Genomic DNA, 24139 nt, shown 5'->3' with positions numbered 1-24139 from the left:
AGGTACGGGCAGGCTGATGTCTCCCGGCAGTTGCCCATGGTCATGGGCAGGCCGTGATCCGGTAAAGTTTGGCCCCGTCACCTTGTGAATCTACAAGGTCAAGCCCCTGGACATCACTTATGTCGGTTACACCGGGATAGGTTTCGGATCCCGGCAAATCGATCAGGTACTGCGATCCAAAGTCCAAAACGTATTGCACATTCTTTTTCTTCAACGCGCTGCAGACGGCTTCGTTTTCCGGAGCTTCCTTCAGTTCTCGGTCGATAAGCGATGTGTCAGCGTCCTTCTCCGCAAACAGATGAGCCGTCAGTACCCGCCGGTTCGCATAAGCGTAGGCCAAAGAGCTGCCGTTCCAGGGGTTATCGGCGATGACTGCATCCGGAGGAACCTGACTGGGGATTCGTTTCAACAACGCCAACTCGTCAGGAGTCAACAAGTCGGATCCAGCGTCGAACCGATAGACGGTGGCGGCGCCGGCGATATAGTGCGACAAGGGGCCAGCGACAGTTGCGAGCGCAGCGAAGGCAAAGGCCGTAATGGTTGCCAGTGCAGTTGCCCCGGTGTGTGAGCGCCAACGAAACCGGTGTCCGATCACGCGCTGGAGTTTGAAGGCCGCGGCGGAAGCGCGCCAGGAATCCCATATGCGCAGTCCGCCGACCACGGCAAGCGGCGTCGCGAACAGCGGCAGGAGAGCCGCCAGCCGGTAGGTGTCCTGGTACCAGGTCCCCACCAGAGCGTCCCTAAGGGCGCTCTCAGGCAGTGATGCTGCCACGACATAGAGCGCCCCGACGATGCCATAACAGGCGGCGAGCCAACGGAGGCTGCCCATCCGGAAGACCGTGAGCAATCCCGCGATGGACAGGACCGAGACCACCACAGCCGGGATGGCTGACTGCATCGGGCTCATTGTCAGGATTTCACCGACGGCGGCACCCGGCTTAACGGATGGTCCCCAGTTGTCGTACGGAGCAGGGCGGAGCTTGAACCAGAGGGCGGCTGCAACAACAACAACGGCCAACGTCCCGGCAATAAGCAGCCAGGCCCGTCGCGGGTCAGGTTGCCGCAGTTTAGCCCGCTCAGCAAGCCGCCACCACAGCAGGGCAGCGATCGGAAAACCAGCAGCCATAGTGGTGTTAATGGAACTGGTGTGGGCGAAGGCAAGGCCCGCCATCGCGATGGCGAGCGCACAGGTCCAGCTCCGCAGCGGATCCGTACGGGTCCGTCCGAGCCGTGCCAGCCCGGCCAGGGCAGTGATGGCGGCGGGCATCATGCTAATTGCCAGGGCGTAGGGGAACAACGGTCCCCAGACGATCATAAGGAACGGGAACGCCACCTGTGTCCCGGCGACAACGGCTGCAAGGATAAGCGCAGCGGGCCTTCTCGAAACGGTCTTTGCCACCAGAAAAAAGCAGGAAGCGGGCCACAGAACAGCTGCTACGACCAGATTCAGTGCATTTTGCGCTGTAGGGATATCGACGGCGGCCAACTGCACCAGTAAGGCGGCAAAAGAATGCCATGCCGCCGGATAGACAGCATCCAAGCCGCTCACCCCCTGGATAGAAGCAAGGTTCAGCGAGGAAGCATTGCCGGTGTCGAGGATGAACCGGATGGCGTTGAGGTGAAAGACGTTATCGAATACCTGTGAGGGATGCTCAGGTGAGCCGACCAGCTGGATGAAGCGCCAGGTTATCGGAACAGAAGCCAGGGCGATGGCAGCGAAGGGGAGACACTGCCGCCATGACGGGATCCGGGGCATTCGCCACGGAATGCCCCGTGTAATCACCAGTGCGGCCGCGGCAATCAGGGCGCTCACCAGCAGAAACGGCAGGACACTCCAAGGGATCCCCAGTTGTCCGGCAATGACACCCGCAAGGCCTGCGGCCGCCGTCGAATGCAATGGTGCAAGACCAAGGACAGCACCCGGGCGGAATTTCAGGCAGCTGGCAATCAGGGCTCCGGGGACGTACAGCAGGAGGGCTGCCAAAACCACCACCGGGAGGAAGCCGAACCATATCATGGAGTCAATCCCTCCACCTTGTCCTCCGGGGCTTTGGCCCGGATGAGCCGCAAAACGGCTGCGAACTGAATTGCGGTGACCAGGATTTCACCTATCGCCAGGCCAAGGGCCCCGCCTTGGCCGCCCATCAGTCCGGCCAGGACAATCATGGCGGGGAGGCCCACAACGGCACCGGCGATGGTACTGGTGAACACGACCCGCATCTGCTTGGCCGGAACCAGCCAATGGGCGCCAGTCGACGTTGTGACACATACCAGGAGGAATGACAGGCCAAACCAGAAGCACGTCCAAAAGTCCGCAGCCAGTGCCGGGCCAAAAAGCAGCGTGCTGGCCCAAGGCCCGAGGAGGGCCATGATCAGCCACCCGGCGGTACCAAGTCCGGACAGCGCCACCAGCGAAAACTTCCGCCTCTGACGGTGGTCCGTACCAAACTCGCTGACCCAGCCCTGCAGGCTGTTGCCCAACGCGGCAGTAGCCAGTTGACCGATCCGGTACAGCTTCTCGGCCGACACAAAGGCGGCCAGGCCGCTTGCCGACGCAGCAAACTGAACCACCAGTACAGGCGTTGAAGCGTAAGCTCCGGCAGCTACAGTGATTCCTGCGCCTGCCCGCAATCCCCAGATTTCCCTGAAAACAACCGGTAGTGACAGGCCCCTGTAATCCTGGCGGTCGGAGTGGTTCTTGTTGAACCAGAAGGTTCCTGTCAAGCCCAGCACCAGCAATGCCAGCGGGTACAGATAGATCTCACTCGTCGCGAAAATCAGCGGTATCACTCCGAGCGTCGCTGCCATCCTCGGCAGGACGTCGTACTTGGCTATCCGGCCGGCGTGTCCGGTCGCGATGCAGTACCAGGCCGGCGTCAGGCCCGCCGCCGCCTGGGCGCAGGCCATCAGGAATGCGACCGGGAACTGGCTGGTGCCGCTAGCGAACCCCAGGGCGAGCGCCATCAGGGGCACAGAGCAAACGAACATGAACGAGCGGGTGACGAAGCTGACGGCATAATGCCGGCGCCGCACGCTTTCCTCGCTGGCTGACGCGACGGCGGCGGGTCCCGTGAGGGGCCAGCCGAGCCCGATGACAATGGCGGCAATGGCGCCTACGGCCTGCCCGACAGCCAAAGAGTTCCACGCCGGAGCGCCGCCCACCCTTGCAATGATTGGCAGGAGGATGAAGGAGGCCAGCGAGGCGAGCAAGGGTAACCCGGCGAACGCCGCGATCCTTTTGATCATGCCGTCGCTGCTCCGGGGTTGGCTGGTTTGCTACAGGTAGTCATACGCGTCCTTGCCAAGCCGGCCGTTCACGAACACGTCTTCAACCTCCCGCTTGAACCGGGAACGTTCATTCAGGATGGTTGCCCGGTAGGTGTCCTGTTTTGCCACTTCAACATCGAAGTTTTCGATGAGCCGAGGCAGCATCCCCACGGCTGTTGCCACCTCTTCGTCGCCGGGGGTGATCTTGTGCTCCCAGGGGATGGGGACGTCGGCATAGAAAGCACCTGAGCCCCGGCGGGCAACGACGGTGAGCGCGCCGGACAACGTGGCTTCGCGGGGCATGCGGTCCTTGCCAGGGTGATGACCCAGGTCCAGGTATACGCCGCAGCCCTGGAGGGTTTCGACGACTTCCGCCCGGGTCATTCCTACGATGGGACGCCATTCCAAGGAAGGAGGGCATTGGGCCTTGACGGCTTCGATGATGTGCCCACCCTTGGCGGGGTTGTACGTGACCATGTTGCGGTTGCGCTGAAGGGCTGTGGTCCCCTGGAACTCGTCCGTTGGTGTGTAATCGGAGATGAGTGAGGGTACGACGTCCAGGCGCGTGGCGATAAAGGCCCAGGCATAGGACGACTGCACCAAATGGACAACGTCACGGTCCTTCCGAAGGGACTCCGGATTAACGCGGTTCTTCCACATCCGGGCATAGGGAAAGGCGGCTTCGCGTGCCTTCTTCAAAAGGCCGGCCTGGTTGCGGTGCCACATCCGTTCGGCCATGAACGTCAGGGAATTGTCGATGCTGAGCCACCAGCACATCCGCCGGGCGTGCTTCACTTTCGACATCTCAAAAACATAGGTTTCCGGGAAAACCACCGTGTTCCCGGGCGCATCCACGATTTCAGGGGCTTCCGGTGCGTCATAGATGTTGTACTGTTCCACCCGCGGGTTCCGGGCCGTGTGGGGATGCGGGACGAGAAAGGCATCCTGGCCAAGCTCGCGCAGCATGTCGACGAGCTGGTGGAGGGCTTCCGGCCCCCCGGTCCTGAGTCCCTTGTGGTAGAGGACGAAGATGGTTCCTGAGTTGGTGGTCATGGGTGTCTTTCGATCTCGGCCGGGCCAGGGGGTTGCCCTGAGTACTGGGATTCTTCCTTAGCGCAGGCGGGCGGCGAGGGCGTCGTCTATCTTGCCCATCTTCTGACGGAGCGCATCGCGGACACCTGCCACGGCCGCGACGAAATGCTTCCGCCTATTGGGGCCAAATCCAAAGCGGACAACGTTGCTTTGGATTTCCATGTAAATCCTGCGAAGCACCCACGTTGGCTGTTTCATCGCATACCGGCGGGCAAGGATGAGTGAATTGCGGGTGATGTAGTAAACACGGAACGGCGCGTGGTAGTAGACGAACAGCTTCTTTGAGCCGACGCGGGCATGCCATCCCAGAATTTTCATGGGGCGCGCACTGCCAAGGCTGTGCTCCAGGTTGCATCCCCGTCCCGCGAGGGCACGGAGTCCATGCTCGCGTAGGCGGGCATTGAATTCAGAGTCCACGCAGTCGATGAAAAAGCCCTCGTCAAAGAACCCAACGACATTGAAGACGCTTGTCCGTACCAAGCTGCCGCTGGTCATGGGGTCGAAGATCTGGGCTTCCTGCCGATCGCCCCAGGTGGGCAGTGGAATATGGTTATGTGACTCCGCGCACACCATGCCCACGCTTCGAGGCTCGCGGGAGGAAGCCGCGGTTTCGAGTGCGGACGTGATGTAATCGCCGGTAAAGCGGGAGTCCTGGTCCATGGTGACGATCCACTCCGGACCCCACCGCTCCACTGCTTCCTTGATTCCAACATTCAGTGCCCGTGCTATGCCGGAGTTAGTGCTCAGCCGTACCACGATTGCGCCGGCGTCCTCCATCTCCGCCAGCGCCTGTGAAACGTCGCCCGGCGAGCCGTCGTCGACGACCACAACGTGGGAGACGAAGCGCAGCAGCCATTTGACGTTGGAGACGTTTTCCGGACCTGGGTTGTATGCGGAAACGACCCCGCACACGTCCTGGTGCGGTTCTTTGGCTTCAAAGTCTGCAGGCGCCATTACTGCGCCGTCCTGGCGTGGCGAAAGCGTCGTCGTACAGCCTCGACAACGTTGCGGAGGAACGCGATACGTGCCCGGACTATCTTTGAGGCGGAGCGGATGCCGTGAGGGGTCAGGTTCCCGCCGTGCAGTCGGTGAAGGATGGTGTCTTCTTCCATGTAGATAATGGAGCGGTTGACATTGCCCACGGTTGCCACCCACTGGTCATGTGATTCAGTCATGTACGAGGGGAAAGGCAATACCTGCTGGAGGATTTCCTGCCGGAGCGCCATGGCACAGCCCCAGTGCAACCGGTAGCCCACGACAATGCCGAGGATGTTTCGGAGGTTGTGTGTCGAGTCCTTGGAGCGCAGCCGAATTTCGTGGAACGAGCCCAGCGGACCGTCAAAGTGCCGGCAATTGCTGACAACCATGTTTTTGCCGTCCATGGCGGAGATCATGCGTTCCACCCTGCCAGGGAGCCACACGTCATCCTGGTCGGAAAGGAATACGAATTCTCCGCGCGCCTCACCAAGGGCCCGTTCGAAAGTGCGGACGTAACCGTTGTTGCGCTCGGCCTGGATGAGCCGGATCCGCGGATCATTGATGCCGGCCACTAGCTGGGATGTCTCGTCGGTGGAGCAATCGTTGACCACTACCAGCTCATCGTGCGGGCCAATTTCGCTCAGGATTGAGTCGATTTGTTCCTCTATATGGCGCGCGCCATTGTACGCCGCCATGCACACGCTCACGCGCGGCTTGGGGGCGGTTTCGGGCTCCATCAGTTTTTCTCCTCAGGCCTCCGGGCGGTGCCAGCGGGGCGGGCAGGTCCCAAGCAGTCTAGCAAGCTGTGCCTGCCCGAATGGACGCATGCCAGTCAACTATAATCGAGGGGACGCAGCCGCCGAGCTCTTCGCGCGGAAACCACGGAAGGAACCTCAGGTCCATGACCGTTGACGTAATGTTGCCGTACTACGGCGATGTCCATCAGATGAAGCTTGCAGCCCGCAGCGTAATGAATCAGGAGAACCAGGACTGGCGGCTTGTTGTCATCGACGATGGGTACCCGGATCCTGAACCCGAACGATGGTTTTCGACCATCACGGATCCTCGGGTTACCTACCTCAAGAACGACCAGAACCTGGGCGCAAACGGCAACTACCGCAAGGCGCTGACCCTCGTAGAAGCCCCTTACGTCGTCATTATGGGCGCCGACGACATCATGCTCCCCAACTATCTCGACGTTGTGGTGAGCGCCTTCGAAGAGTACCCAAAGGCAGACGTTGTCCAGCCGGGGGTGCAGGTAATTGATGAGCAGGGCATCGCGTGCACGCCGCTCGTGGATGCTGTGAAGAAGGTCTATGCACCCAAGACCAGTGAGCGCATCGAACTTAAGGGTGAGGCCATGGCGACAAGCCTGGTGCGTGCCGACTGGGCGTACTTCCCGTCCCTGGCATGGCGTTCAGAGACGGTCAAGCGTATCGGGTTCACCGAAGGTCTCGACGTTGTCCAAGACCTCGCCCTCTTGCTCGATATCGCCGCAGAGCACGGTTCGATGATTGTTGATCCCGTGCTGGCCTTCCTGTACCGCAGGCACCAGGCGTCCGACTCGTCGGTGCGTGCACTGGACGGCAGGCGTTTTGATGAGGAGCGGCGCTTCTTTCAGCAGCAGGCTGAGCGGTTCAGCCGTCTTGGCTGGAAAGGTGCCGCGCGCGCTGCGAGTTTCCACACCACCTCCCGGCTCAACGCTGTGTCGCTAATCTTTAAATCAGTCGGGAAAGGCAAGTTCGATTCACTGCCCCGGCTGGCGAAGCACGTCGTCAGATAGGGAGCAGCGAACAAAAAAGGACGCCTCGGGCGTCCTTTTTTGTTGTTTCCCTCACATCCGCGGCCGGGCTCTCCTATTGGCCGTTTTCGGGTTCCTCCCCAGACGTGGAGACCGCTTTCAGGCGGTGTCGAACATCGGCCAGGTCCGCCCTGAGAAGGGCTACTTCCTCGCAAAGGATCCGCACCTCGTCTTCAGCCTGAGACTGCTCCCTCGAGAGGTGCAGGCACACTCCCACCAGGAGGACCAGCGTCATGATGAAGAGGAGGTTTGCCGGTACCTGGATTCCGAGGAGTCCACTGGCTTTCTCCAATACGGAGGGGAAGGCCGAGAGCAGGAGGGTGCCGATACCGATCACGATCCACAGCACAGCGTACTTTTCACGCAGTTTCTGGCGGCGGAGCATTTCGAACACAAAGAACAGGATCGCCACGACGACGATGGAACCCATAAGGAGTGACATGTTGAATTCCTAGTTGGTGGACGGCTCGGTTTTCTTTCGCGTCAGTGCGAACAGCAAAGCCATTCCTGAGCGTCCGAGATAAATGGCGGCTTTGAGGGGGTCATGGCTTGGCGTTCCGCCCTGGCGGGCGCGCATTGAAACCCCAACCTGTTTAACCGTGCAGCCGGAACGGATCGCGACAACAAGGGAGTCGATGGTGTCGCCGAGGTATTCCGCAGGATAGTGATCCACGTACTGGCGGATGGCTTTTGTATTTGCGGCCCGAAACCCTGAGGTGACGTCGGTCAAAGTGGTGCCGGCAACACGGGAAACCGTCCATGCCAGTACTTTCATGGCCCATTTCCTGGGTCCACGCACCGTGTAATTGCCCTTGTCGGCGAACCTGGCGCCGATGGCAATGTCGGCATCCTGAAGGCCGTCCAGCACCGTTTTGATATCCCGCGGATCGTGCTGGCCGTCAGCATCGACTTGGATCACTTGGCTGTAGCCATGGTTCTTCGCATATTTGAATCCGGTACGCATTGCGCCGCCGACTCCCATATTGAAAGGAAGCTGGAGGACCATGGCGCCGGCATCACGTGCCACCTGGGCAGTGTTATCGCGGGATCCGTCGTCGACGACCAATACATCGCACAGAGGCCCAAACTCGTACACTTCCCGAATGGTGTTGCCAATGGATTCGGACTCATTCCAGGCAGGCATGATGACCAGTGTTTCGGGCCTGCGGTTGCTTAGTGTCACGGGTTGATCAACTCATTCTTCAAGTATTCGGCCAACCGGTTGCTGGAGGAGGCCGGCTCAAAGCCCGTCGCTTTGATCTTCGTCAAGTCCAACGTGCTTGCGAGGGGGCGGGGCGCGGCGGTTTTACCGCTGAAGTATTCTTCGGTGGTAACTCCGCTCACCGCTTCCCTTGGGCTGCCCGACAGCTCGTAGACGTCGGCGGCAATGTCGGCCCATGACTGCGGCTCACCCTCATTGCTGAGGTTATAGACGCCATATTCAGCTTCGTGCTCCAACAGGTGCTTGATGCCGGCGGCGATGTCCTGGGTAAAGCTCAGCCGGCCGATCTGGTCGTTGACCACTGATGGTGCTACGCCGCGTTCCGCCAGGGAAGCCATGGTCCGGACAAAGTTGTTGCCGGCTCCGATGACCCAGCTCGTCCGCACGATGTAGTGGCGGGGAACAACGCTCACGATGGCGTCGCCGGCGGCCTTGGTCTGGCCGTAAACGCCGAGCGGGGCGAAGGGCTCGTTCTCGTCGTGAACGCGGCGGGAGCCGTCAAAAACGTAGTCCGACGAGACATGCACCAGTGTGAGGTTGTGCTCGACGGCGGTCCTGGCCAATTGCGCGACGGCCGTGACATTTACGTTCCAGGCGGCCGCACGTCCTTCAGTAGTTTCCGCAGCATCGACAGCCGTGTAGGCGGACGCGTTGATGATCGCCGTGTAGTTCTTCCAGTTGCGGCTGCTGAAGGATTCCGCGGTGGTGAGGTCGAACTCGGCCCTGGACGCGAACTCGACGGATGGGTCGCCGTCGTACAGCTTCCGCAGCGCCTTGCCCAACTGCCCGTCTGCACCGATTACGAGGATCTTCCTGGCTGGCATCGGGGTGACGTCAGCCATCACTGGATGCGCCCTGTCCTTGTCGGAAAGCTCCGCCTGTTCCAGCGGAATCGGCCAGCCGATGGCAGCTGTTTCATCCGCGAGGTTCAGGAAGGTGTACTGCCCCTGCGCGTCAGCGGACCAGTGGTCGTTTACGAGGTAGGAGTATGCAGTGTTGTCCTCAAGGGTTTGGAAGGCATTGCCTACGCCGCGGGGAATGAAAATGGCCTGGCTCGGGTCAATTTCCGCCGTGAAGACTGCACCAAAAGTGGGGCCTTCGCGGAGGTCAACCCAGGCACCGAAGATCCGGCCCGTTGCGACCGAGATGAACTTGTCCCACGGTTCTGCGTGGATGCCGCGGGTGGTCCCGGCCTTTTCGTTGAAGGAGATGTTGTTTTGGACCGGCCGGAAATCCGGCAGTCCGATTTCCAGCATCTTCTCCCGCTGCCAGTTTTCCTTGAACCAACCTCTGTTGTCACCGTGGACCGGGAGGTCATAGAGCACGACGCCGGGAATGGGCGTTTCGTGTGCGGCGAGCTTTTTGGAAAATTCGATCGGCATTCGTTTACTGGCCCTGTTCCTTGTACTTCGCTTCGGTCTGGGCCTTCTGGGGGCGCCACCAGTCCTCGTTGTCCCGGTACCAGGCGATGGTGGCTTCGATGCCTTCGTCGAAGTTGGAGAACTCCGGTTCCCAGCCCAGCTCCTCGCGGAGCTTGGTGGAGTCGATGGCGTAGCGCAGGTCATGGCCAGGACGGTCCACAACGTGGTCGTAGGCGTCCGCCGCCTGGCCCATGTGCTTGAGAATCAGTTCGACGACGTCCTTGTTGTTCTTCTCCCCGTCCGCGCCGATCAGGTAGGTCTCGCCGATCCTGCCCTTGGCGATAATGGCCAGGACCGCGGAGGAATGGTCGTTGGCGTGGATCCAGTCACGGACGTTTTCGCCCTTGCCGTAAAGCTTGGGGCGGATCCCGTCGATGACGTTCGTGATCTGGCGGGGAATGAACTTCTCCACGTGCTGGTACGGCCCGTAGTTGTTGGAGCAGTTGCTGATGGTTGCCTGGAGCCCGAAGGACCGGACCCATGCACGGACCAGCAGGTCTGAGCCTGCCTTGGTGGATGAGTACGGGCTGGAGGGATTGTAGGGTGTCTGTTCGGTAAACCGCTCCGGGTCATCGAGTTCCAGGTCACCGTACACCTCATCCGTGGAGATGTGGTGGAACCGCTTGTGGTGCTGCCTGGCAGCTTCAATGAGCGTGTAGGTGCCGATGATGTTGGTGTCCAGGAAGGGGCGGGGATCGTGCAGGGAGTTGTCGTTGTGCGACTCGGCAGCATAGTGGACCACGACGTCGGTGTCCGCGACAAGGCGGTTCACCAGGGCCGCGTCGCCGATGTCACCGTGGACAAACTCAAAACGATCCTCGGGGAGGCCCCGCAGCGATGCCAGGTTGCCGGCGTAGGTCAGCTTGTCCAGAACAGTGACGTGGGAGTCCGTATTCTCCAGAACGTAGTGGACAAAGTTTGAGCCAATGAAGCCGGCGCCGCCGGTAACAAGAAGTCGCTGCATAATTCCCAAGGGTACCGGATTTGCCGCCGCACTTAGCGAAGGGAAAGATGGGAGCATGCGCGGAATAATACTTGCCGGCGGTACCGGCTCAAGGCTTCACCCCATAACCCTGGGAGTCAGCAAGCAGTTGGTCCCGGTCTACGACAAGCCCATGATCTACTACCCGCTCTCCACCCTCATTCTTGCCGGGATACGGGACATCCTGATTATCACCACTCCGCATGACGCAGAGCAATTCGAACGCCTGCTGGGGGACGGGTCCCGTTTCGGAGTGTCCATCACTTACAAGCAGCAGCCTTCGCCGGACGGCCTTGCCCAGGCATTCGTGCTCGGTGCAGAGCACATCGGTGATGACAGCGTGGCCCTGGTCCTCGGCGACAACATCTTCTATGGCCACGGAATGGGCACACAGTTGCGTCGTTTCGAGAACATCGATGGCGGGGCGGTGTTTGGCTACTGGGTGGCGGACCCCAAGGCCTACGGCGTGGTGGAGTTCGACTCCGAGGGCAAGGCCATCTCGCTGGAGGAAAAGCCGGCAAAACCCAAGAGCCATTACGCCGTCCCCGGACTTTATTTCTATGACAATGACGTTGTGGAGATCGCGAGGAACCTCAAGCCCTCGGCCAGGGGTGAACTGGAGATCACCGACGTCAACCGTACGTACCTGGAGAGGGGAAAGCTGCAGGTTGAGATCCTGCCGCGGGGGACGGCTTGGCTGGACACAGGCACTTTCAACGATCTTAACGATGCCTCGAACTTCGTCCGGACAACCGAAAATCGCCAAGGACTGAAGATCGGTGCACCGGAGGAAATCGCCTGGCGGCTGGGCTTCCTTACCGATGACGAACTGCGGGAGCGGGCCGAGCCTCTGGTAAAGAGCGGCTACGGATCTTATCTAATCGATCTGCTGGAGCACGGCCACTAGAACATAGTCCATAACGAAGAGCGGGACCCGGAGATCCGGGTCCCGCTCTTCGTTATCGCCTGGCTAGTTCAGCCGGATTGTCGCTCCACCGGAGGCGGTCCAGCTGATGCTTCCTCCCTGGAACGTCTGGCTGCAGGATGTCCTGTCGACTGTGCACGTCTGGCTGCTGGTGGGGTAGGCGAGTGTTCCGTTTTCGAAGCCCTGGCTGGCCCAGCTCTGCTGGATCGGGCCCGGCACCATAAGGTGGGCGCCGCTTCCCGAGGACCACATCACCGTGCCCTTCTCGAAGTTCTGGAAGCAGCCGCCGTTCCTCAGGCCGCAGATTGTGGCACTTGTGGGGTAGCCCAATGACCCTGACTCGTAGCCTGTTGCCGCCCACCGCTCCCTGATCGGCGTTGAAGTCATCGCATGTGCCCCGGTTGTGGGCGAGTACATGACCGTTCCCCTGGCGAAGTTCTGGAAGCAGCCGCTGTTCTTGAGCCCGCAAACCAGTGCACTGACAGGGTAACCCAGCTTCCCGCCTTCAAATCCGGAGCCCACCCAAGCATCCCGGACGGGGCCGAACATCACGGCGTTCGCTCCGGTTGCAGGAGACCACATGACGGTCCCGGTGGAGTAGTTCTGGAAGCAGCCGCCGTCAACGAGGCCGCAGATGACGTCGGAGGCAGGGTAGCCCAGTACCCCGTTCTCGAAGCCGGTTTTCTGCCACAGATCCCGGATCGGTCCCCAAATGCTGGGCTGGGCCCCTGTAAGCGGCGAGTACATAAGCGCGCCCTTGGTAAACATCTGGAAGCAGCCGCCGTCCTTGAGCCCGCAATACTGCGGAGATGCGGGGTAGCCGAGGGTTCCTGCGCCCCACCCCAGACGCTCCCAGCCTGCCGCCAGGGGACCGGCAGGAACCGTTTCCGGGGGCGTGCTGGCTGAGTAGCCCACAACGCCCTTTTCAAACGCCTGCCGGCACTCGATCTGCACTCCGCCGCAGCTCGCGGCGCCGGCCGGGTAGCCCAGCCGGCCGTTCTCAAAGCCGGACTTCTGCCAGTAATCCAGCAAGCGGCCGGTAAGGGTAAAGGCACCGCGGGCCGGGGAGAACATAAGTGTCCCGCCCTGGAACAGTTGATAGCAGCCGCCTTCCCGCAGGCCACAGACTTCCCCTGCCACGGGGAACCCGATGGGTTCCCCGTTCGTCCTGGCCGCTTTCCAGGTCTCGCCCATTCCCATGAAGACAGGCCAGGCGCCTGAGGTTGGCGTCCAGGCAATAACGCCACCGCTGAAGTCCTGGGTGCAGGCTGAGCTGCTGCAGGTGGCCTCCGATTTCGGGTAGCCGAGCAGGCCGTTCTCAAATCCCGCCCGGGACCAGGCATCGAGGAGCGGTCCTGTCTTCACCAGGCGGGCACCTGTGGCAGGGCTCCAGAGGACAGAACCAGCCTGGAAGAGCTGGAAGCAGCCGCCGTTCTTGAGCCCACATGTCTGATCGCTTGTGGGGTAGCCCAGAGCGCCATTTTCGTACCCCTGGGCTGCCCAATAGTCTCGGATCGCTCCGAAAGGTACCTGCGATGCCGGCGACGCCGGCGACCACATGATTGATCCACCTTGATAGTTCTGGAAGCAGCCGCCGTTCTTGATCCCGCAAATGACAGCCGAGACCGGATATCCCATCTGGCCGTTCTCGAATCCAGTCCTTGCCCAGGAATCGCGGATTGGCCCGATCATGCTCGGCTGGGCACCTGACAAGGAGGACCACATAACGATTCCCGATTGGTAGCCCCTAAAACAGCCTCCATCCCTAAGCCCGCAGATCGTGTCAGAAGTCTGTGCTCCGAGCGACGGCATGGATGACCGGAGCGCATCAATGGCCCTGGTCGCGGCAGGAGGGATGCCGCTTGAGGCAAATGCCTTCAAGCCCGCGTAATCCCCGTTCCAGACATTGGAGTCGCCGGCGAAGGGGCCGGTGCTGCTGTACTGCCACATGCTGTAAGTACCCCAGCTGGCGGTGGGTACCGGGCCGGCGTTGTTCGTGGGAGAGCCTGGGTACGCCGCAACCCACAGGGGATAGTCACCAAAACCGGCCGGATTTCCCAGGCACTGGTTCCACCAGCTTGTATTGGTGTAGATAACCGGGAGCCTGCCGGTCAGCGCCTGCATGGTGTTGCCAAAATCCCGAACCCAGGATTGCAGCTGGGCTGGGGCCATGTTGTAGCAGGTATTGCCGAAGTAGAACCCGTTGATGGTGCGTCCCTCGTACGGGTTGAATTCGAAGTCCAGGACGGGCGGCATGGTGTACCCGTCGGCGGACCAGCCCCCGCCGTTTTGCACGAAGTAGCGCGCCTGGTCCGCTCCGGAAGACCAGTTGGGTATGGCGAAGTGATAGGCGCCCCGAATCATTCCAACGTTGCGGGACCCCTGGTACTGGGGGCCGTAGGAGGGGTTCGTGTAGTAATTGCCTTCAGTGGCCTTTACGTAAGCAAAACGAGCGCCCATATTCCACTGCTGCTGCCAGTCCACGCTCGGTTGGTGGCCGCTCACGTCCAGTCCCTGGATGCCAAAAGTGGGCATCCAGGTGCCTTCCGTGGACAGTGACTCCGTGCTCAGCCGCTTGAACGAGTCCGAGGGAGCCGAGGCCGTGACGCGGGCGGACCGCTGCCCCATCTCAGCTCCGCCGACGCCGACTGCTTCCGCCATGGACTGGGTAGCCTCTGCAGTGGGCGGGGCTGCCGGCGCTGCCGCCGGTGCTGTTTCTTCGGGAGAAGGGGGCGGCGTAGAGACCGACGGAGAAGGTGAAACAGTTTGCGACGGATCACTCGTCGGCGAGGAAGTTGTCGGCGTCGGGGCAGGCTCAACGGCGGAGGCAATACCCGCCAGGCCTGGGCCGGCCACCAGGGAAGCGGCCAGCAGAACGATCCCAAGGGACTTCCTGACGGGGCGACGGGACTGAGACAGGTTCCGTTTCATATTGGCTCCGGAGACAATGAGGCGCTCCCACGAGCCCTCATCTGGGTTGCTGTTCCGGCTGGTTCCCCCAGGAACCGGACGGACAGGGGTTTTTGACACTTAACGCGCTCACCATAGCACCGTGTTGCTGGTGGAAACAGTGGTGCTGATGGTGCATGTGTTGATCCTGTGGCTATCTTGCGCTTATCCACAGACAATCCTTATGACTTGGCAGCATGTTGTATGGTCCCTAGTCTTTATCCCAGTTGCACTGCCTCCGCCGGGGGCGGCAGTTGTATTGGGGAACGTATGGACGCGCTTGGAATTGTCGAGGACGAGGTCCGTGAGCTGATCCGTCGTCGAGGGCTGGATCCGCTGCACCAGGCTGGTGAGGTGCGCCGGCTTGTTGAGGCAGCGGTTACGGACTACGACGAGCGAGCGCTCATGGGACCTCTTCCTCCCATAGGTCCACTCGATGCAGCGCGCCGGTTCCTCTTCGATGCTGTTGCCGGCTTCGGCGTGCTGCAGCCCCTGCTGGACGATCCCTCAATTGAGGAGATCTGGCTCAACGCGCCCAATGAAATTTTTGTGGCCCGCAACGGCGAATCGGAACTTACCTCCCTGAGCCTCACCGAGCAGCAGGTCCGGGACCTGGTGGAGAGGATGCTCAAGAGCTCAGGGCGCCGCCTGGATATGTCGTCTCCCTTTGTGGACGCAGCACTTCCCGATGGCTCCAGGCTCCACGTCGTCATTCCCGATGTGACCCGCAAGCACTGGGCAGTGAACATCAGGAAGTTCGTGGTGAAGGCCAGCCGCCTTGAACATCTCGTCGAGCTCGGCACGCTCACGCCGCAGTCAGCCCGTTTCCTGGGTGCAGCCGTATCAAGCGGCCTCAACATCCTGGTTTCCGGTGCAACCCAGGCCGGCAAGACCACGATGCTGAACTGCCTGGCAGCGAGCATCGGCAGCCGGGAACGTGTGATCACCGTTGAGGAGATCTTCGAACTGCAGTTTCCCCTGCGCGACGTCGTCGGCCTCCAATGCCGGCAGCCGAACCTGGAGGGTGAAGGCGAGATCCCGCTTCGCCGGTTGGTCAAGGAAGCCCTTCGCATGCGGCCCGACCGGCTGGTGGTGGGCGAGGTCCGTGAGGCGGAGAGCCTGGACATGCTGATCGCCTTAAACAGTGGCCTTCCAGGCATGTGCACCGTCCATGCAAATTCAGCACACGACGCCGTCACGAAGATCTGCACCCTGCCCCTGCTCGCGGGAGAAAACATCTCAAGCGCCTTTGTTGTCCCCACCGTCGCATCCTGCATCGACCTGGTGGTGCACTGCAGCAGGCACGCCAACGGACGCAGGGAGGTCACCGAGATCCTCTCCTTGGGCCGCCGCGTCGAAAACGGCATCATCGAGTCCTCCCCGGTGTTCACCATGATGGATGGCACCCTGCAGGCCAGGGCCAACTCGATGCCTGCCGCTGAAAAGTTCAACCGGGCAGGCTACGACGTCGCGGCGTTGCTGGATCCGCGATGACGTCAGCATTGCTGGGGGTGACGGCAGGGACGGGCCTCTTCCTGATCTGGTGGTCCTGCTGGGAGTCTCCGGCACACGGTCCGCGGGAGCGGAAGGCCAGCCGCCTGGCCGATCTTCTCGCCTCCGCGGGCGTGGACAGAGTATCTCCGGGCGGATTGTTGGGTACGTGCTTGGGCCTGGGGCTCTTCGTGGCCCTGGTGTTCTACGCCATTAGCCGCTCCTGGCCAATCGCTGGCTGCTTCGCGCTGTTCGCGGCATGGCTCCCCGTCAGTGTCCTGCGCTGGAGGGCGAAAAAGAGAAGCGCCCTGTTGCGACACTTGTGGCCCGACGTCGTCGATCACCTCCGCTCCGCGATACGCGCCGGTTTGCCGCTGCCCGAGGCACTGATTCAGCTGGGGGACAAAGGCCCCGAAGAGTTGCGGCACGTCTTTCGGGAATTCGCCGCCGACTATCGCGCGGGAGGCCAGTTCGATGCGTCGCTGAACAAGCTCAAACACCGGCTCGCCGACCCTGTCGCTGACCGCATTGTCGAGGCCCTGCGCCTCACCCGCGAGGTCGGGGGCTCCGATCTGGGCAAGCTGCTCGGTACGCTGGCCGAATTCCTCCGCGAAAGTGCTCGCACCCGCAGCGAACTTGAAGCGAGGCAGTCCTGGACCGTCAATGCGGCGCGCCTTGCTGTCGCTGCCCCGTGGATCGTCATGATCCTGCTGGCAACGCGGCCGGAAGCGGTGCAGGCTTACAACACGGCTGTAGGCGCGGCAGTCCTGCTCGGGGGACTGGTGGTTTCGCTGGTCTGCTACTCCATCATGCTAAGGATTGGCGCTCTTCCGCAGGATGAGCGGGTGTTGAGGTGATCGGGATTTCGCCGGCGGCAGTTGTATGTGGGGCTGTACTGGGCGTCGGCCTATGGCTCGTCGTGTTTAGATCCCCGCTCATGCGTGCCACCACACTGACAGAACGCATCGAGCCGCAGCTGAGGTCCCAGAACCTCGAATCACGGCTCCTGAACTCCGCGGAGCAGAACCTGACGCCCTTCGGACCGCTCGAAAGGATACTTCGCCCGGTTTTCCGTGACGGCATGGCGGCGCTGGGACGGCTGAACCCCTCGCCGGGAGCCACCGCCCGACGCTTGGCACAGGCAGGCATCAACAAATCTTCCATCGACTTCCGTGCGGAGCAGCTCCTGTGGGCTGCTGCAGGCTTCGTGGTTTCCCTTGGCTTAATCCTCATAGGAGCAGCAGCCGGGAGGTTCAGCCCATTGTTTGCGGCCGTGGCAGTCCTGGGCAGCGCCGTGGGCGGCTTCATGCTGCGTGACTATTGGCTGGGCGCGCAGGTCCGTCGGCGGGAAGCACGAATGATGGCGGAGTTCCCGAGTCTCGCCGAACTGATGGCGCTCGCCGTCAGCGCAGGGGAGAGCGCAACCGGAGCGCTTGAGAGGGTCTGCCGCAGTGCCAGGGGCGAACTGTCCCAAGAGTTCTCGAACATTCTTGCCGAGACCCGGGCCGGCAAACCGTTGGTGACGGCACTGCAGGAATTCTCGGGCAGGACAGATCTGGCGCCACTGGTCAGGTTTGTTGACGGCATCATCGTCGCAGTTGAGCGAGGCACACCGCTCGCGGATGTCCTTCGTGCCCAGGCCCAGGACGTGCGGGACACAGCCAAACGGGACCTCATGGAAGCTGCGGGCAAGAAGGAGATCGCGATGATGGTGCCGCTTGTATTCGGCGTGCTCCCCCTGACTGTGGTCTTCGCCGTTTATCCCGGGCTTGCAGCCATCAACCTGGGCTTCTAGGAAGACAAGACACGGAACGCAAGAAGCTCGAAGAATCAAATCAGGAAGAGGACGAGAAATGAAAACCATGGGTAACCGCTGGGCATCCCTGCTCCTGGTGTTGGGTGCCCTGCTGGGCACCGGACTTTGCTCAGGAGGGCGCCACGCTGAGGACCATGAGAGGGGAGACGTCCCCGGATGGGTCATGATCACCTTGATGTCAGCAGTCCTGGTGGCCGCGCTCCTGGCACTTGCCGGACCGGCGCTCGAAGCAATGTTCAACCAGGCGATGGAAACGGTCGGAAGCTAGCCGATGACGCAGTCCTCCCGTCGCGCCGGCCAGGCCAGCAACAAATGCGGGTTGCCCGGGGCGCGGGAGCAGGGCTCGGCAGTGGTGGATTTTGTCTTGGTGGGAGGGCTCCTCACCATGTTCTTCCTGGCGATTATCCAGCTGACCTTGATCCTGCACGTTCGGAATACCTTGATCGATGCGGCGGCGTCAGGGGCACGCTACGGAACCCTGGCGGACCGGGGAGCGGCGGACGCAGAGGAACGGACCCGCCGGCTGATTGGCGTAGCCCTGACTTCCGGATTCGCCGAACACGTCAGCACCAGCGAAGTGACCGTCCAGGGGCTTCGCACCCTCGAAGTGACAGTCCGGGCTCCAATGCCCGTGATCGGTCTCATCGGTCCCCGGGAGATGCTGGAGGTGAAGGGGCATGCGGCGGTCCAGCCATAAATGCCTGTGGTCCCCGCTCAGGGCCGGCCTGGGCGAAGCCCTTTGCCGGATACCGCGGCAAAGCGATGCGCCGCAGGAACCTGCCCGCAAGCACGAACAGGGGAGCGCGGTGGTCGAATTCACGTTCCTGGCCCTTCTGCTGATGGTGCCGCTGGTCTACTTCGTCATCACCGTGGGGCAGATCCAGGGCGGCTCCTTTGCCGTGGTGGGAGCAGCCGACCAAGCCGCGAAGGTTTATGTGGCCCAGCCTGACGGAACAACCGCCCAGGCTGCAGCAGAACAGGCTGTCGCCGTCGCCCTTGCCGACTTTGGGCACCAGCCTGAGGAGGCGAGCGTTGCCACATCCTGCAATCCGGCAGACTGCCAGGCCGCAGGCACCGCAGTCACCGTTACAGTGACCCTGGCCGTGCCCCTGCCGTTCGTGCCCTTTAACGATGGTTTCCGGCTGGCGGCGAGCGAGGTACAGGCATCCTCGACTCAACTGGTGGGCCGGTTCCGGTGACCAGCAGGACCGTGACCGGCAGGACACGAGGCGAGGACGGCCAGATGATGGTGATGATCCTCGGCTACGTAACCTTGGCGTTGCTGGTGGCAACGGTGGTGGTTGGCATTTCGTCCGTCTACCTGGAGCACAAGCGGCTGCTGTCGCTGGCCGACGGCGCCTCCCTGGCCGCCGCTGACAGCTACACCCTGGGCGAGGTGGAAGGGCAAGGCGGCAGCCCGTCGGCCACCCTCAACCCCGCCCGGGTCCGGAGCGTCGCAGCCGACTTCCTGGCAAGGAGCCCCGCATCGCAGCGTTTCGACGGCCTGGCGGTCACGGGGGCAACAGGCAGTCCCGACGGCGCCACCGCCGTCGTTGTCTTGACCGCAGCAGTCCATCCGCCGCTGGTGAACTTCCTGGTGCCCGACGGCATCAGGATCGAGGCAACGTCGACGGCCCGCTCGCGGCTGACGCGCTGACTTCCCGGACGCGCAGAATGTATGCGCTCCGGGCGCCCACTAGCGCACGCCGGTGCGCTGCCCCGGATAGCGTAGGCTTAAACAACCATGGCCAATATTGATTTTTCTGCTGAAATCCGCGCCCTTCGCGCTACCTACGAGTCCATTGAGCGGGTCTCCGACGTAGACGCACTGAAGGAAGACATCGCCGAATTGAGCGAGCGGGCGGGCGAGCCGGACCTGTGGGACGACCCCGCAGCGGCGCAGAAAATCACCTCACGCCTTTCCCACCGACAGTCGGAACTGGAACGCCTCAACAACCTTGTGTCACGGATCGATGACCTCGAGGTCCTGGTGGAGCTGGGGCAGGACGAGGACGACGCCGATTCCATGGGGGAGGCAGCGGCTGAACTCGAGTCCATCAAGAAGGCCCTGAAGGAACTGGAAGTGGTCACCCTGCTTTCCGGTGAGTATGACGAACGGGAGGCAGTGGTTTCCATCCGCGCAGGTGCCGGCGGCGTGGATGCTGCCGATTTCGCCGAGATGCTGATGCGCATGTACCTCCGCTGGGCGGAACGCCACGGTTACCCCACCACGATCATGGACACCTCCTACGCGGAGGAAGCCGGGCTGAAGTCGGCCACCTTCGAAGTCAAGGCACCCTACGCCTTCGGCACGCTCAGCGTCGAGGCCGGCACGCACCGGCTGGTCCGCATCAGCCCCTTCGACAACCAGGGCCGGCGCCAGACGTCCTTCGCCGCCGTCGAAGTAATCCCGCTGATCGAACAGACAGACTCCATCGAAATACCGGACAACGAGATCCGGGTTGACGTTTTCCGCTCATCCGGCCCTGGCGGACAGTCGGTCAACACGACGGACTCCGCAGTCCGCCTCACGCACATCCCCACCGGCACCGTCGTGTCCATGCAGAACGAAAAGTCGCAGCTGCAGAACCGCGCCGCCGCCATGCGCGTGCTGCAGTCCCGGCTCCTGCTCCTTAAGAAGGAGCAGGAAGACGCTGAAAAGAAGGCACTGGCCGGCGACGTCAAGGCATCCTGGGGTGACCAGATGCGGTCCTACGTCCTGAACCCGTACCAGATGGTCAAGGACCTGCGGACCGAGCACGAGGTGGGCAACACCTCGGCCGTGTTCGACGGGGAGATCGACGACTTCATCGACGCCGGAATCCGCTGGCGCACCGACAACCGCAACGCTGAAAAATAGGCCACGCGGCCGCCAAGGCCCAAGAGCGAATTCGCCGACACGCCCCCGGATAACAGCGTGATACGCAAAGACTCCTGCGTATAGTCGAGGGGCCGGGGCCCTACTTCCCCCAAACGAAAACCCGCGCACCGGCTGCAGAACTGGGCTGCATCAGAATCAGCCATGCCCTGCAGGGTACTTAGGGCCATGATCCGATTCGAAAATGTCACCAAGGTCTACGACCAGAAAGCCCGGCCTGCGCTGGACTCCGTCAACCTTGAGATTGACCGCGGCGAATTTGCCTTCCTGGTGGGCGCATCCGGCTCCGGCAAGTCCACCTTCCTCCGGCTGGTGCTCAAGGAAGACCGGGCGACATCCGGCGCCGTCTACGTCGCCGGCCAGAACGTCGCCAAGATATCAAGCTGGCGCGTGCCCAGGCTCCGCCGCGGAATCGGCGTCGTCTTCCAGGACTTCCGGCTCCTGCCCCAGAAAAACGTCTTCGCCAACGTAGCTTTCGCGATGCAGGTCATCGGCAAGAGCCGCAGCGTCATCAGGGACACCGTCCCCGAGGTCCTGAAGACTGTTGGCCTCGAGGGCAAAGAGCACCGCATGCCGCACGAGCTCTCCGGCGGTGAACAGCAGCGCGTGGCCATTGCCCGCGCAGTGGTCAACAGGCCCGGGATCCTCCTCGCCGACGAGCCCACCGGAAACCTTGACCCCACCACCTCGATGGGCATCATGGGTGTCCTGGACAAGATCAACCAAAACGGAACCACCGTGGTGATGGCCACCCACGATGACGACATCGTCAACGAGATGCGCAAGCGCGTGGTGGAGCTCAAGAACGGCATCGTCATCCGTGACGAAGCCAAGGCGCTCTACACCTCCATGATTCCCGTTGTCGGCCAGTCGCGCAGGCTCAAGGACGCCAGCGGCCGGGAAAACCCCGAAGCGGGCCTGCCCGGCGAAGGCGAGGGACAGCGATGAGGCTAGCGTTTATCCTCGGTGAGATCGGCAGCGGACTCCGCCGCAACCTCTCCATGGTGGTCTCGGTCATCCTGGTCACCTTTGTCTCGCTCACCTTCGTGGGCGCGGCCGGCATGCTGCAGATGCAGATCAACCAGATGAAGGGCTACTGGTACGACAAAGTCCAGGTGGCCGTCTTCCTGTGCAGTGAAGGGTCGACGGCGGCGGGTTGCGCCAGCGGGCCAGTCACCCCCGAGCAGCAGGAGAGCCTCAACGCCTTGCTGGAATCTCCCGCAGTGGCGCAGTACATCAACGACTTCCAGTTCGAGTCCAAGGAAGAGGCCTACAAGCACTTCAAGGACCAGTTCTCGAATTCGCCCATCGTTGACTCGGTCACGCCGGACCAGCTCCCGGCATCCTTCCGCATCAACATGAAGGATCCGGAAAAGTACCAGATCATCAGCGAGACCTTCTCTTCCCAGCCGGGAGTGGAAACGGTGATCGATCAGCGCCAGCTCCTTGAGCGCCTGTTCTCGGTCATGAACGGCGCCTCGCTGGTGGCCGTCAGCATCGCAGGCGTGATGATTGTGTGCGCCATCCTGCTGATCGCCACCACCATCAGGCTCTCCGCTTTCAGCCGCCGCCGCGAAACGGGCATCATGCGCCTGGTGGGGGCCTCCAAGACAGTGATCCAGCTTCCCTTCATCCTGGAAGGTGTCATTGCCGCCGTCATCGGCGCGGCGCTGGCCTCCGCCACGCTCTGGGCCGTGGCCCACTTCTTCCTGGGCGACTACATGGCCCAGCAGTACCCGGACACAGCCTTCATCTCCGCCGGGCAGACGCTGATCCTCGCGCCCGCATTGATAATCCTTGGCGGATCCTTGGCCGGAATTTCGTCTCTCTTGACCTTGCGCAGATACCTTCGCGTCTAGGTATGCAAACCGAACTAGGAATGCCCATGAACTTAACGGACCAAACGTCGCCGCGACACCGGCTCAACAGCCGCCGCACGGCGCACCGCAAAAGCATTCTCAGCGGCGTGCTGGCAGTCGTCCTAGCCGCGGGCCTGGCCTCCTCTTCGGCGCCGGCCTTCGCTGACGAGCTCGAGGACAGGCAGAGGGCACTGGAAGCGGAGGCTGCCCGCGTCCAGCAGTCCCTGGAATTCGTTGATTCGCGCATTGCCAAGGCGGCCAGCGACCTGGTGATCTACCAGGGCCAGTTGCCCGGCGCGCAGCAGGCACTGCTCGAGGCGCAGGGGCGCGTGGCCGGTGCCGTCAAGGAGGTGGAGGCGCTCTCCGCCCGTGTGGACATGGCGCAGCAGAACAAAGCCAAGATCACCCAGCAGCTTGAGACGGACAAACAAAAGATTGCCGACACCAAAAAACTGATCGGCCAGATCGCCACCCAGGCGTACAAATCCGGCGGCGTTCCGTCCAACCTGTCACTTTTCTTCGGGGCCAACAACGGCGGCAGCCTCACCGAAACCATGGACCTGGCGGACCAGGCCATGCGGAGCCAAAACGCCGCCATGGACAAGCTGTCGCAGCAGAACGCGACCAACGTGAACTCCGAAGCCCGCCTGCAGGCCGTGGAAGCCGAGATCAAGGACCTCAAGGCAAAGGCCGACGCAGCCCTTGAGCGGGAGAAGGCCGCCCGTGATGAAGCGGCCGCGAAGAAGGAAGAAGTAGACCGCCTGATCGCCGACACCACCCGCCTTGACGCCGAACTCCAGGCGGCCAAGCCCGGCATCCAGTCCCAGCTCGCCGGCGTGCAGGCCAGCCAGAACGCTGTGGCCGCGGAAATCCAGGAACGCGACAGGAAACTCCGCGAAGCCTGGGAAGCCGAGCAGCGCAGGCTGGCGGCGGAAGCCGCTGCCGCTGCCGCGGCCGCCGCGGCAGCGAGGAACCAGCCGCCGCCCCCGGTGCAGCCTTTTGTGCCCTCTGTAGGATCGCCGTCGGCCTTTGGCCTCCGGCACCCGTTCGACGGCAGCGTTCCCATCACCTCCGGTTTCGGCTGGCGGGCAACCCCGCCGGGCACCATCGACTTCTACGGCCAGGGCGGGTACCTGCACACCGGCATCGACTTCGGCGCCGCCTGCGGCACGCCCGTCTATGCGGCAGCGGCGGGAGAGGTCTTCAGCTCGGGCTGGAGTTCTGCTGACGGCGGCGGCTGGCGGGTCAAGATCTCCCACGGCCTGATCGAGGGCAATACCCTGAACACCATCTACTACCACAACGCCAGCATCGTGGTGTCGAACGGGCAGCGGGTCTCGCAGGGACAGCTGATTGCCTACTCGGGCAACACAGGTAACTCCACGGGCTGCCACGCCCACTTCGAGACCTGGCTGAACGGCGCCGCCGTGGACCCGATGCGCCTGCTGTAGGGCGGCC

The 24139-nt window shown here is 62.2% G+C and carries 23 protein-coding genes; 13 read left to right on the top strand and 10 right to left on the bottom strand.

Translation table 11 applies throughout. From position 1 onward, the window contains the following. Positions 1-40: 40 nt before the first annotated feature. The 5 genes from ACQ3DC_RS01070 to ACQ3DC_RS01050 are packed head-to-tail and all read right to left on the bottom strand — an operon-like array spanning position 41 to position 6074. The gene (locus ACQ3DC_RS01070) at positions 41-2017 is read right to left on the bottom strand and encodes a DUF6541 family protein (protein ID WP_430751342.1); all 1977 of its coding nucleotides are present in this window, start codon (positions 2015-2017) and stop codon (positions 41-43) included. Next, a complete protein-coding gene (locus ACQ3DC_RS01065) occupies positions 2014-3246 on the bottom strand; it encodes a lipopolysaccharide biosynthesis protein (protein ID WP_323056573.1) in 1233 nt (410 codons plus the stop codon). The genes ACQ3DC_RS01070 and ACQ3DC_RS01065 overlap by 4 nt, the downstream gene beginning before the upstream one ends. A 30-nt stretch (positions 3247-3276) precedes the next feature. Then, the gene (locus ACQ3DC_RS01060; protein WP_321213926.1) at positions 3277-4320 is read right to left on the bottom strand and encodes a hypothetical protein; all 1044 of its coding nucleotides are present in this window, start codon (positions 4318-4320) and stop codon (positions 3277-3279) included. A gap of 57 nt (positions 4321-4377) precedes the next feature. Next, complete coding sequence (locus ACQ3DC_RS01055; protein WP_430751341.1) at positions 4378-5313, bottom strand: glycosyltransferase; 936 nt, start codon at positions 5311-5313, stop codon at positions 4378-4380. After that, complete coding sequence (locus tag ACQ3DC_RS01050; RefSeq protein WP_430751340.1) at positions 5313-6074, bottom strand: glycosyltransferase; 762 nt, start codon at positions 6072-6074, stop codon at positions 5313-5315. Before ACQ3DC_RS01050 ends, ACQ3DC_RS01055 begins: the two co-directional genes overlap by 1 nt. Positions 6075-6238: 164 nt before the next feature. Between ACQ3DC_RS01050 and ACQ3DC_RS01045 the strand changes: the two genes are divergently transcribed. After that, positions 6239-7120, top strand: a complete 882-nt coding sequence (locus ACQ3DC_RS01045) for a glycosyltransferase family 2 protein (RefSeq protein ID WP_157241778.1) — start codon at positions 6239-6241, stop codon at positions 7118-7120. Between the two features lie 73 nt (positions 7121-7193). Here ACQ3DC_RS01045 and ACQ3DC_RS01040 read toward each other — a convergent pair whose 3' ends face one another. From ACQ3DC_RS01040 to rfbB, 4 genes are read right to left on the bottom strand one after another with little or no spacing between them, the layout of a single operon-like run. Next, positions 7194-7580, bottom strand: a complete 387-nt coding sequence (locus tag ACQ3DC_RS01040; RefSeq protein WP_157241779.1) for a DUF2304 domain-containing protein — start codon at positions 7578-7580, stop codon at positions 7194-7196. 9 nt (positions 7581-7589) lie between these two features. After that, positions 7590-8282 (bottom strand): glycosyltransferase family 2 protein, encoded by a 693-nt coding sequence (locus ACQ3DC_RS01035; RefSeq protein WP_421092283.1) that lies wholly within the window; start codon positions 8280-8282, stop codon positions 7590-7592. A 35-nt stretch (positions 8283-8317) separates the two neighbouring features. Continuing rightward, the gene (locus ACQ3DC_RS01030; protein WP_430751339.1) at positions 8318-9742 is read right to left on the bottom strand and encodes a sugar nucleotide-binding protein; all 1425 of its coding nucleotides are present in this window, start codon (positions 9740-9742) and stop codon (positions 8318-8320) included. Positions 9743-9746: 4 nt separating this feature from the next. Next, positions 9747-10745 (bottom strand): dTDP-glucose 4,6-dehydratase, encoded by a 999-nt coding sequence (rfbB, locus tag ACQ3DC_RS01025; RefSeq protein WP_430751338.1) that lies wholly within the window; start codon positions 10743-10745, stop codon positions 9747-9749. A gap of 55 nt (positions 10746-10800) precedes the next feature. Between rfbB and rfbA the strand changes: the two genes are divergently transcribed. After that, positions 10801-11670 carry a glucose-1-phosphate thymidylyltransferase RfbA gene (gene rfbA, locus ACQ3DC_RS01020; RefSeq protein WP_321213922.1) on the top strand — a complete coding sequence of 290 codons (870 nt, stop codon included), beginning with the start codon at positions 10801-10803 and terminating at the stop codon, positions 11668-11670. Between the two features lie 63 nt (positions 11671-11733). Here the strand turns inward: rfbA and ACQ3DC_RS01015 are convergent, their stop codons facing one another. After that, entirely contained in the window at positions 11734-14619 is a 2886-nt protein-coding gene (locus ACQ3DC_RS01015) for a GH25 family lysozyme (protein ID WP_430751337.1), read from the bottom strand. Between the two features lie 288 nt (positions 14620-14907). Here ACQ3DC_RS01015 and ACQ3DC_RS01010 point away from each other — a divergent pair, with 288 nt between their 5' ends. The 11 genes from ACQ3DC_RS01010 to ACQ3DC_RS00960 all read left to right on the top strand — a co-directional run bounded on the left by ACQ3DC_RS01010 (position 14908) and on the right by ACQ3DC_RS00960 (position 24132). Then, the gene (locus ACQ3DC_RS01010; protein WP_157241785.1) at positions 14908-16131 is read left to right on the top strand and encodes a CpaF family protein; all 1224 of its coding nucleotides are present in this window, start codon (positions 14908-14910) and stop codon (positions 16129-16131) included. Next, a complete protein-coding gene (locus ACQ3DC_RS01005; protein WP_430751336.1) occupies positions 16128-16985 on the top strand; it encodes a type II secretion system F family protein in 858 nt (285 codons plus the stop codon). Before ACQ3DC_RS01010 ends, ACQ3DC_RS01005 begins: the two co-directional genes overlap by 4 nt. Then, complete coding sequence (locus ACQ3DC_RS01000; RefSeq protein ID WP_430751335.1) at positions 16982-17923, top strand: type II secretion system F family protein; 942 nt, start codon at positions 16982-16984, stop codon at positions 17921-17923. Before ACQ3DC_RS01005 ends, ACQ3DC_RS01000 begins: the two co-directional genes overlap by 4 nt. A 58-nt stretch (positions 17924-17981) precedes the next feature. After that, positions 17982-18212: a hypothetical protein gene (locus tag ACQ3DC_RS00995; protein WP_157241787.1), complete on the top strand. Its 231-nt coding sequence runs from the start codon at positions 17982-17984 to the stop codon at positions 18210-18212. A gap of 3 nt (positions 18213-18215) precedes the next feature. Beyond that, positions 18216-18641, top strand: coding sequence for a TadE family protein (locus ACQ3DC_RS00990; protein ID WP_409339684.1), 426 nt, complete (start codon positions 18216-18218; stop codon positions 18639-18641). Further along, positions 18622-19143 carry a hypothetical protein gene (locus ACQ3DC_RS00985; RefSeq protein WP_430751334.1) on the top strand — a complete coding sequence of 174 codons (522 nt, stop codon included), beginning with the start codon at positions 18622-18624 and terminating at the stop codon, positions 19141-19143. Before ACQ3DC_RS00990 ends, ACQ3DC_RS00985 begins: the two co-directional genes overlap by 20 nt. Before the next feature lie 44 nt (positions 19144-19187). Beyond that, complete coding sequence (locus ACQ3DC_RS00980) at positions 19188-19601, top strand: pilus assembly protein TadG-related protein (RefSeq protein WP_321216267.1); 414 nt, start codon at positions 19188-19190, stop codon at positions 19599-19601. A gap of 87 nt (positions 19602-19688) precedes the next feature. Next, entirely contained in the window at positions 19689-20804 is a 1116-nt protein-coding gene (gene prfB / locus ACQ3DC_RS00975) for a peptide chain release factor 2 (RefSeq protein WP_430751333.1), read from the top strand. Between the two features lie 186 nt (positions 20805-20990). Next, positions 20991-21770: a cell division ATP-binding protein FtsE gene (ftsE, locus tag ACQ3DC_RS00970; RefSeq protein WP_157241790.1), complete on the top strand. Its 780-nt coding sequence runs from the start codon at positions 20991-20993 to the stop codon at positions 21768-21770. Continuing rightward, a complete protein-coding gene (gene ftsX, locus ACQ3DC_RS00965; protein ID WP_157241791.1) occupies positions 21767-22681 on the top strand; it encodes a permease-like cell division protein FtsX in 915 nt (304 codons plus the stop codon). The genes ftsE and ftsX overlap by 4 nt, the downstream gene beginning before the upstream one ends. Positions 22682-22707: 26 nt before the next feature. Then, the gene (locus tag ACQ3DC_RS00960) at positions 22708-24132 is read left to right on the top strand and encodes a peptidoglycan DD-metalloendopeptidase family protein (protein WP_321213891.1); all 1425 of its coding nucleotides are present in this window, start codon (positions 22708-22710) and stop codon (positions 24130-24132) included. Positions 24133-24139 lie beyond the last annotated feature (7 nt).

Origin of the sequence: Paenarthrobacter sp. NEAU-H11 (genome assembly GCF_050573415.1) — a bacterium.
Taxonomy (GTDB): domain Bacteria; phylum Actinomycetota; class Actinomycetes; order Actinomycetales; family Micrococcaceae; genus Arthrobacter.
Note: the sequence above shows the minus strand (reverse complement) of the source record. Positions and strands in the feature narration are given on the sequence as shown.

What these genes read in the sequence shown, in the direction of transcription:
- ACQ3DC_RS01070 (WP_430751342.1), bottom strand. Translation starts at nt 2,017, where the DNA reads ATGATATGGTTCGGCTTCCTCCCGGTGGTGGTTTTGGCAGCCCTCCTG.
- ACQ3DC_RS01065 (WP_323056573.1), bottom strand. Translation starts at nt 3,246, where the DNA reads ATGATCAAAAGGATCGCGGCGTTCGCCGGGTTACCCTTGCTCGCCTCG.
- ACQ3DC_RS01060 (WP_321213926.1), bottom strand. Translation starts at nt 4,320, where the DNA reads ATGACCACCAACTCAGGAACCATCTTCGTCCTCTACCACAAGGGACTC.
- ACQ3DC_RS01055 (WP_430751341.1), bottom strand. Translation starts at nt 5,313, where the DNA reads ATGGCGCCTGCAGACTTTGAAGCCAAAGAACCGCACCAGGACGTGTGC.
- ACQ3DC_RS01050 (WP_430751340.1), bottom strand. Translation starts at nt 6,074, where the DNA reads ATGGAGCCCGAAACCGCCCCCAAGCCGCGCGTGAGCGTGTGCATGGCG.
- ACQ3DC_RS01045 (WP_157241778.1), top strand. Translation starts at nt 6,239, where the DNA reads ATGACCGTTGACGTAATGTTGCCGTACTACGGCGATGTCCATCAGATG.
- ACQ3DC_RS01040 (WP_157241779.1), bottom strand. Translation starts at nt 7,580, where the DNA reads ATGTCACTCCTTATGGGTTCCATCGTCGTCGTGGCGATCCTGTTCTTT.
- ACQ3DC_RS01035 (WP_421092283.1), bottom strand. Translation starts at nt 8,282, where the DNA reads ATGCCTGCCTGGAATGAGTCCGAATCCATTGGCAACACCATTCGGGAA.
- ACQ3DC_RS01030 (WP_430751339.1), bottom strand. Translation starts at nt 9,742, where the DNA reads ATGCCGATCGAATTTTCCAAAAAGCTCGCCGCACACGAAACGCCCATT.
- rfbB (WP_430751338.1), bottom strand. Translation starts at nt 10,745, where the DNA reads ATGCAGCGACTTCTTGTTACCGGCGGCGCCGGCTTCATTGGCTCAAAC.
- rfbA (WP_321213922.1), top strand. Translation starts at nt 10,801, where the DNA reads ATGCGCGGAATAATACTTGCCGGCGGTACCGGCTCAAGGCTTCACCCC.
- ACQ3DC_RS01015 (WP_430751337.1), bottom strand. Translation starts at nt 14,619, where the DNA reads ATGAAACGGAACCTGTCTCAGTCCCGTCGCCCCGTCAGGAAGTCCCTT.
- ACQ3DC_RS01010 (WP_157241785.1), top strand. Translation starts at nt 14,908, where the DNA reads ATGGACGCGCTTGGAATTGTCGAGGACGAGGTCCGTGAGCTGATCCGT.
- ACQ3DC_RS01005 (WP_430751336.1), top strand. Translation starts at nt 16,128, where the DNA reads ATGACGTCAGCATTGCTGGGGGTGACGGCAGGGACGGGCCTCTTCCTG.
- ACQ3DC_RS00995 (WP_157241787.1), top strand. Translation starts at nt 17,982, where the DNA reads ATGAAAACCATGGGTAACCGCTGGGCATCCCTGCTCCTGGTGTTGGGT.
- ACQ3DC_RS00990 (WP_409339684.1), top strand. Translation starts at nt 18,216, where the DNA reads ATGACGCAGTCCTCCCGTCGCGCCGGCCAGGCCAGCAACAAATGCGGG.
- ACQ3DC_RS00985 (WP_430751334.1), top strand. Translation starts at nt 18,622, where the DNA reads ATGCGGCGGTCCAGCCATAAATGCCTGTGGTCCCCGCTCAGGGCCGGC.
- ACQ3DC_RS00980 (WP_321216267.1), top strand. Translation starts at nt 19,188, where the DNA reads ATGATGGTGATGATCCTCGGCTACGTAACCTTGGCGTTGCTGGTGGCA.
- prfB (WP_430751333.1), top strand. Translation starts at nt 19,689, where the DNA reads ATGGCCAATATTGATTTTTCTGCTGAAATCCGCGCCCTTCGCGCTACC.
- ftsE (WP_157241790.1), top strand. Translation starts at nt 20,991, where the DNA reads ATGATCCGATTCGAAAATGTCACCAAGGTCTACGACCAGAAAGCCCGG.
- ftsX (WP_157241791.1), top strand. Translation starts at nt 21,767, where the DNA reads ATGAGGCTAGCGTTTATCCTCGGTGAGATCGGCAGCGGACTCCGCCGC.
- ACQ3DC_RS00960 (WP_321213891.1), top strand. Translation starts at nt 22,708, where the DNA reads ATGAACTTAACGGACCAAACGTCGCCGCGACACCGGCTCAACAGCCGC.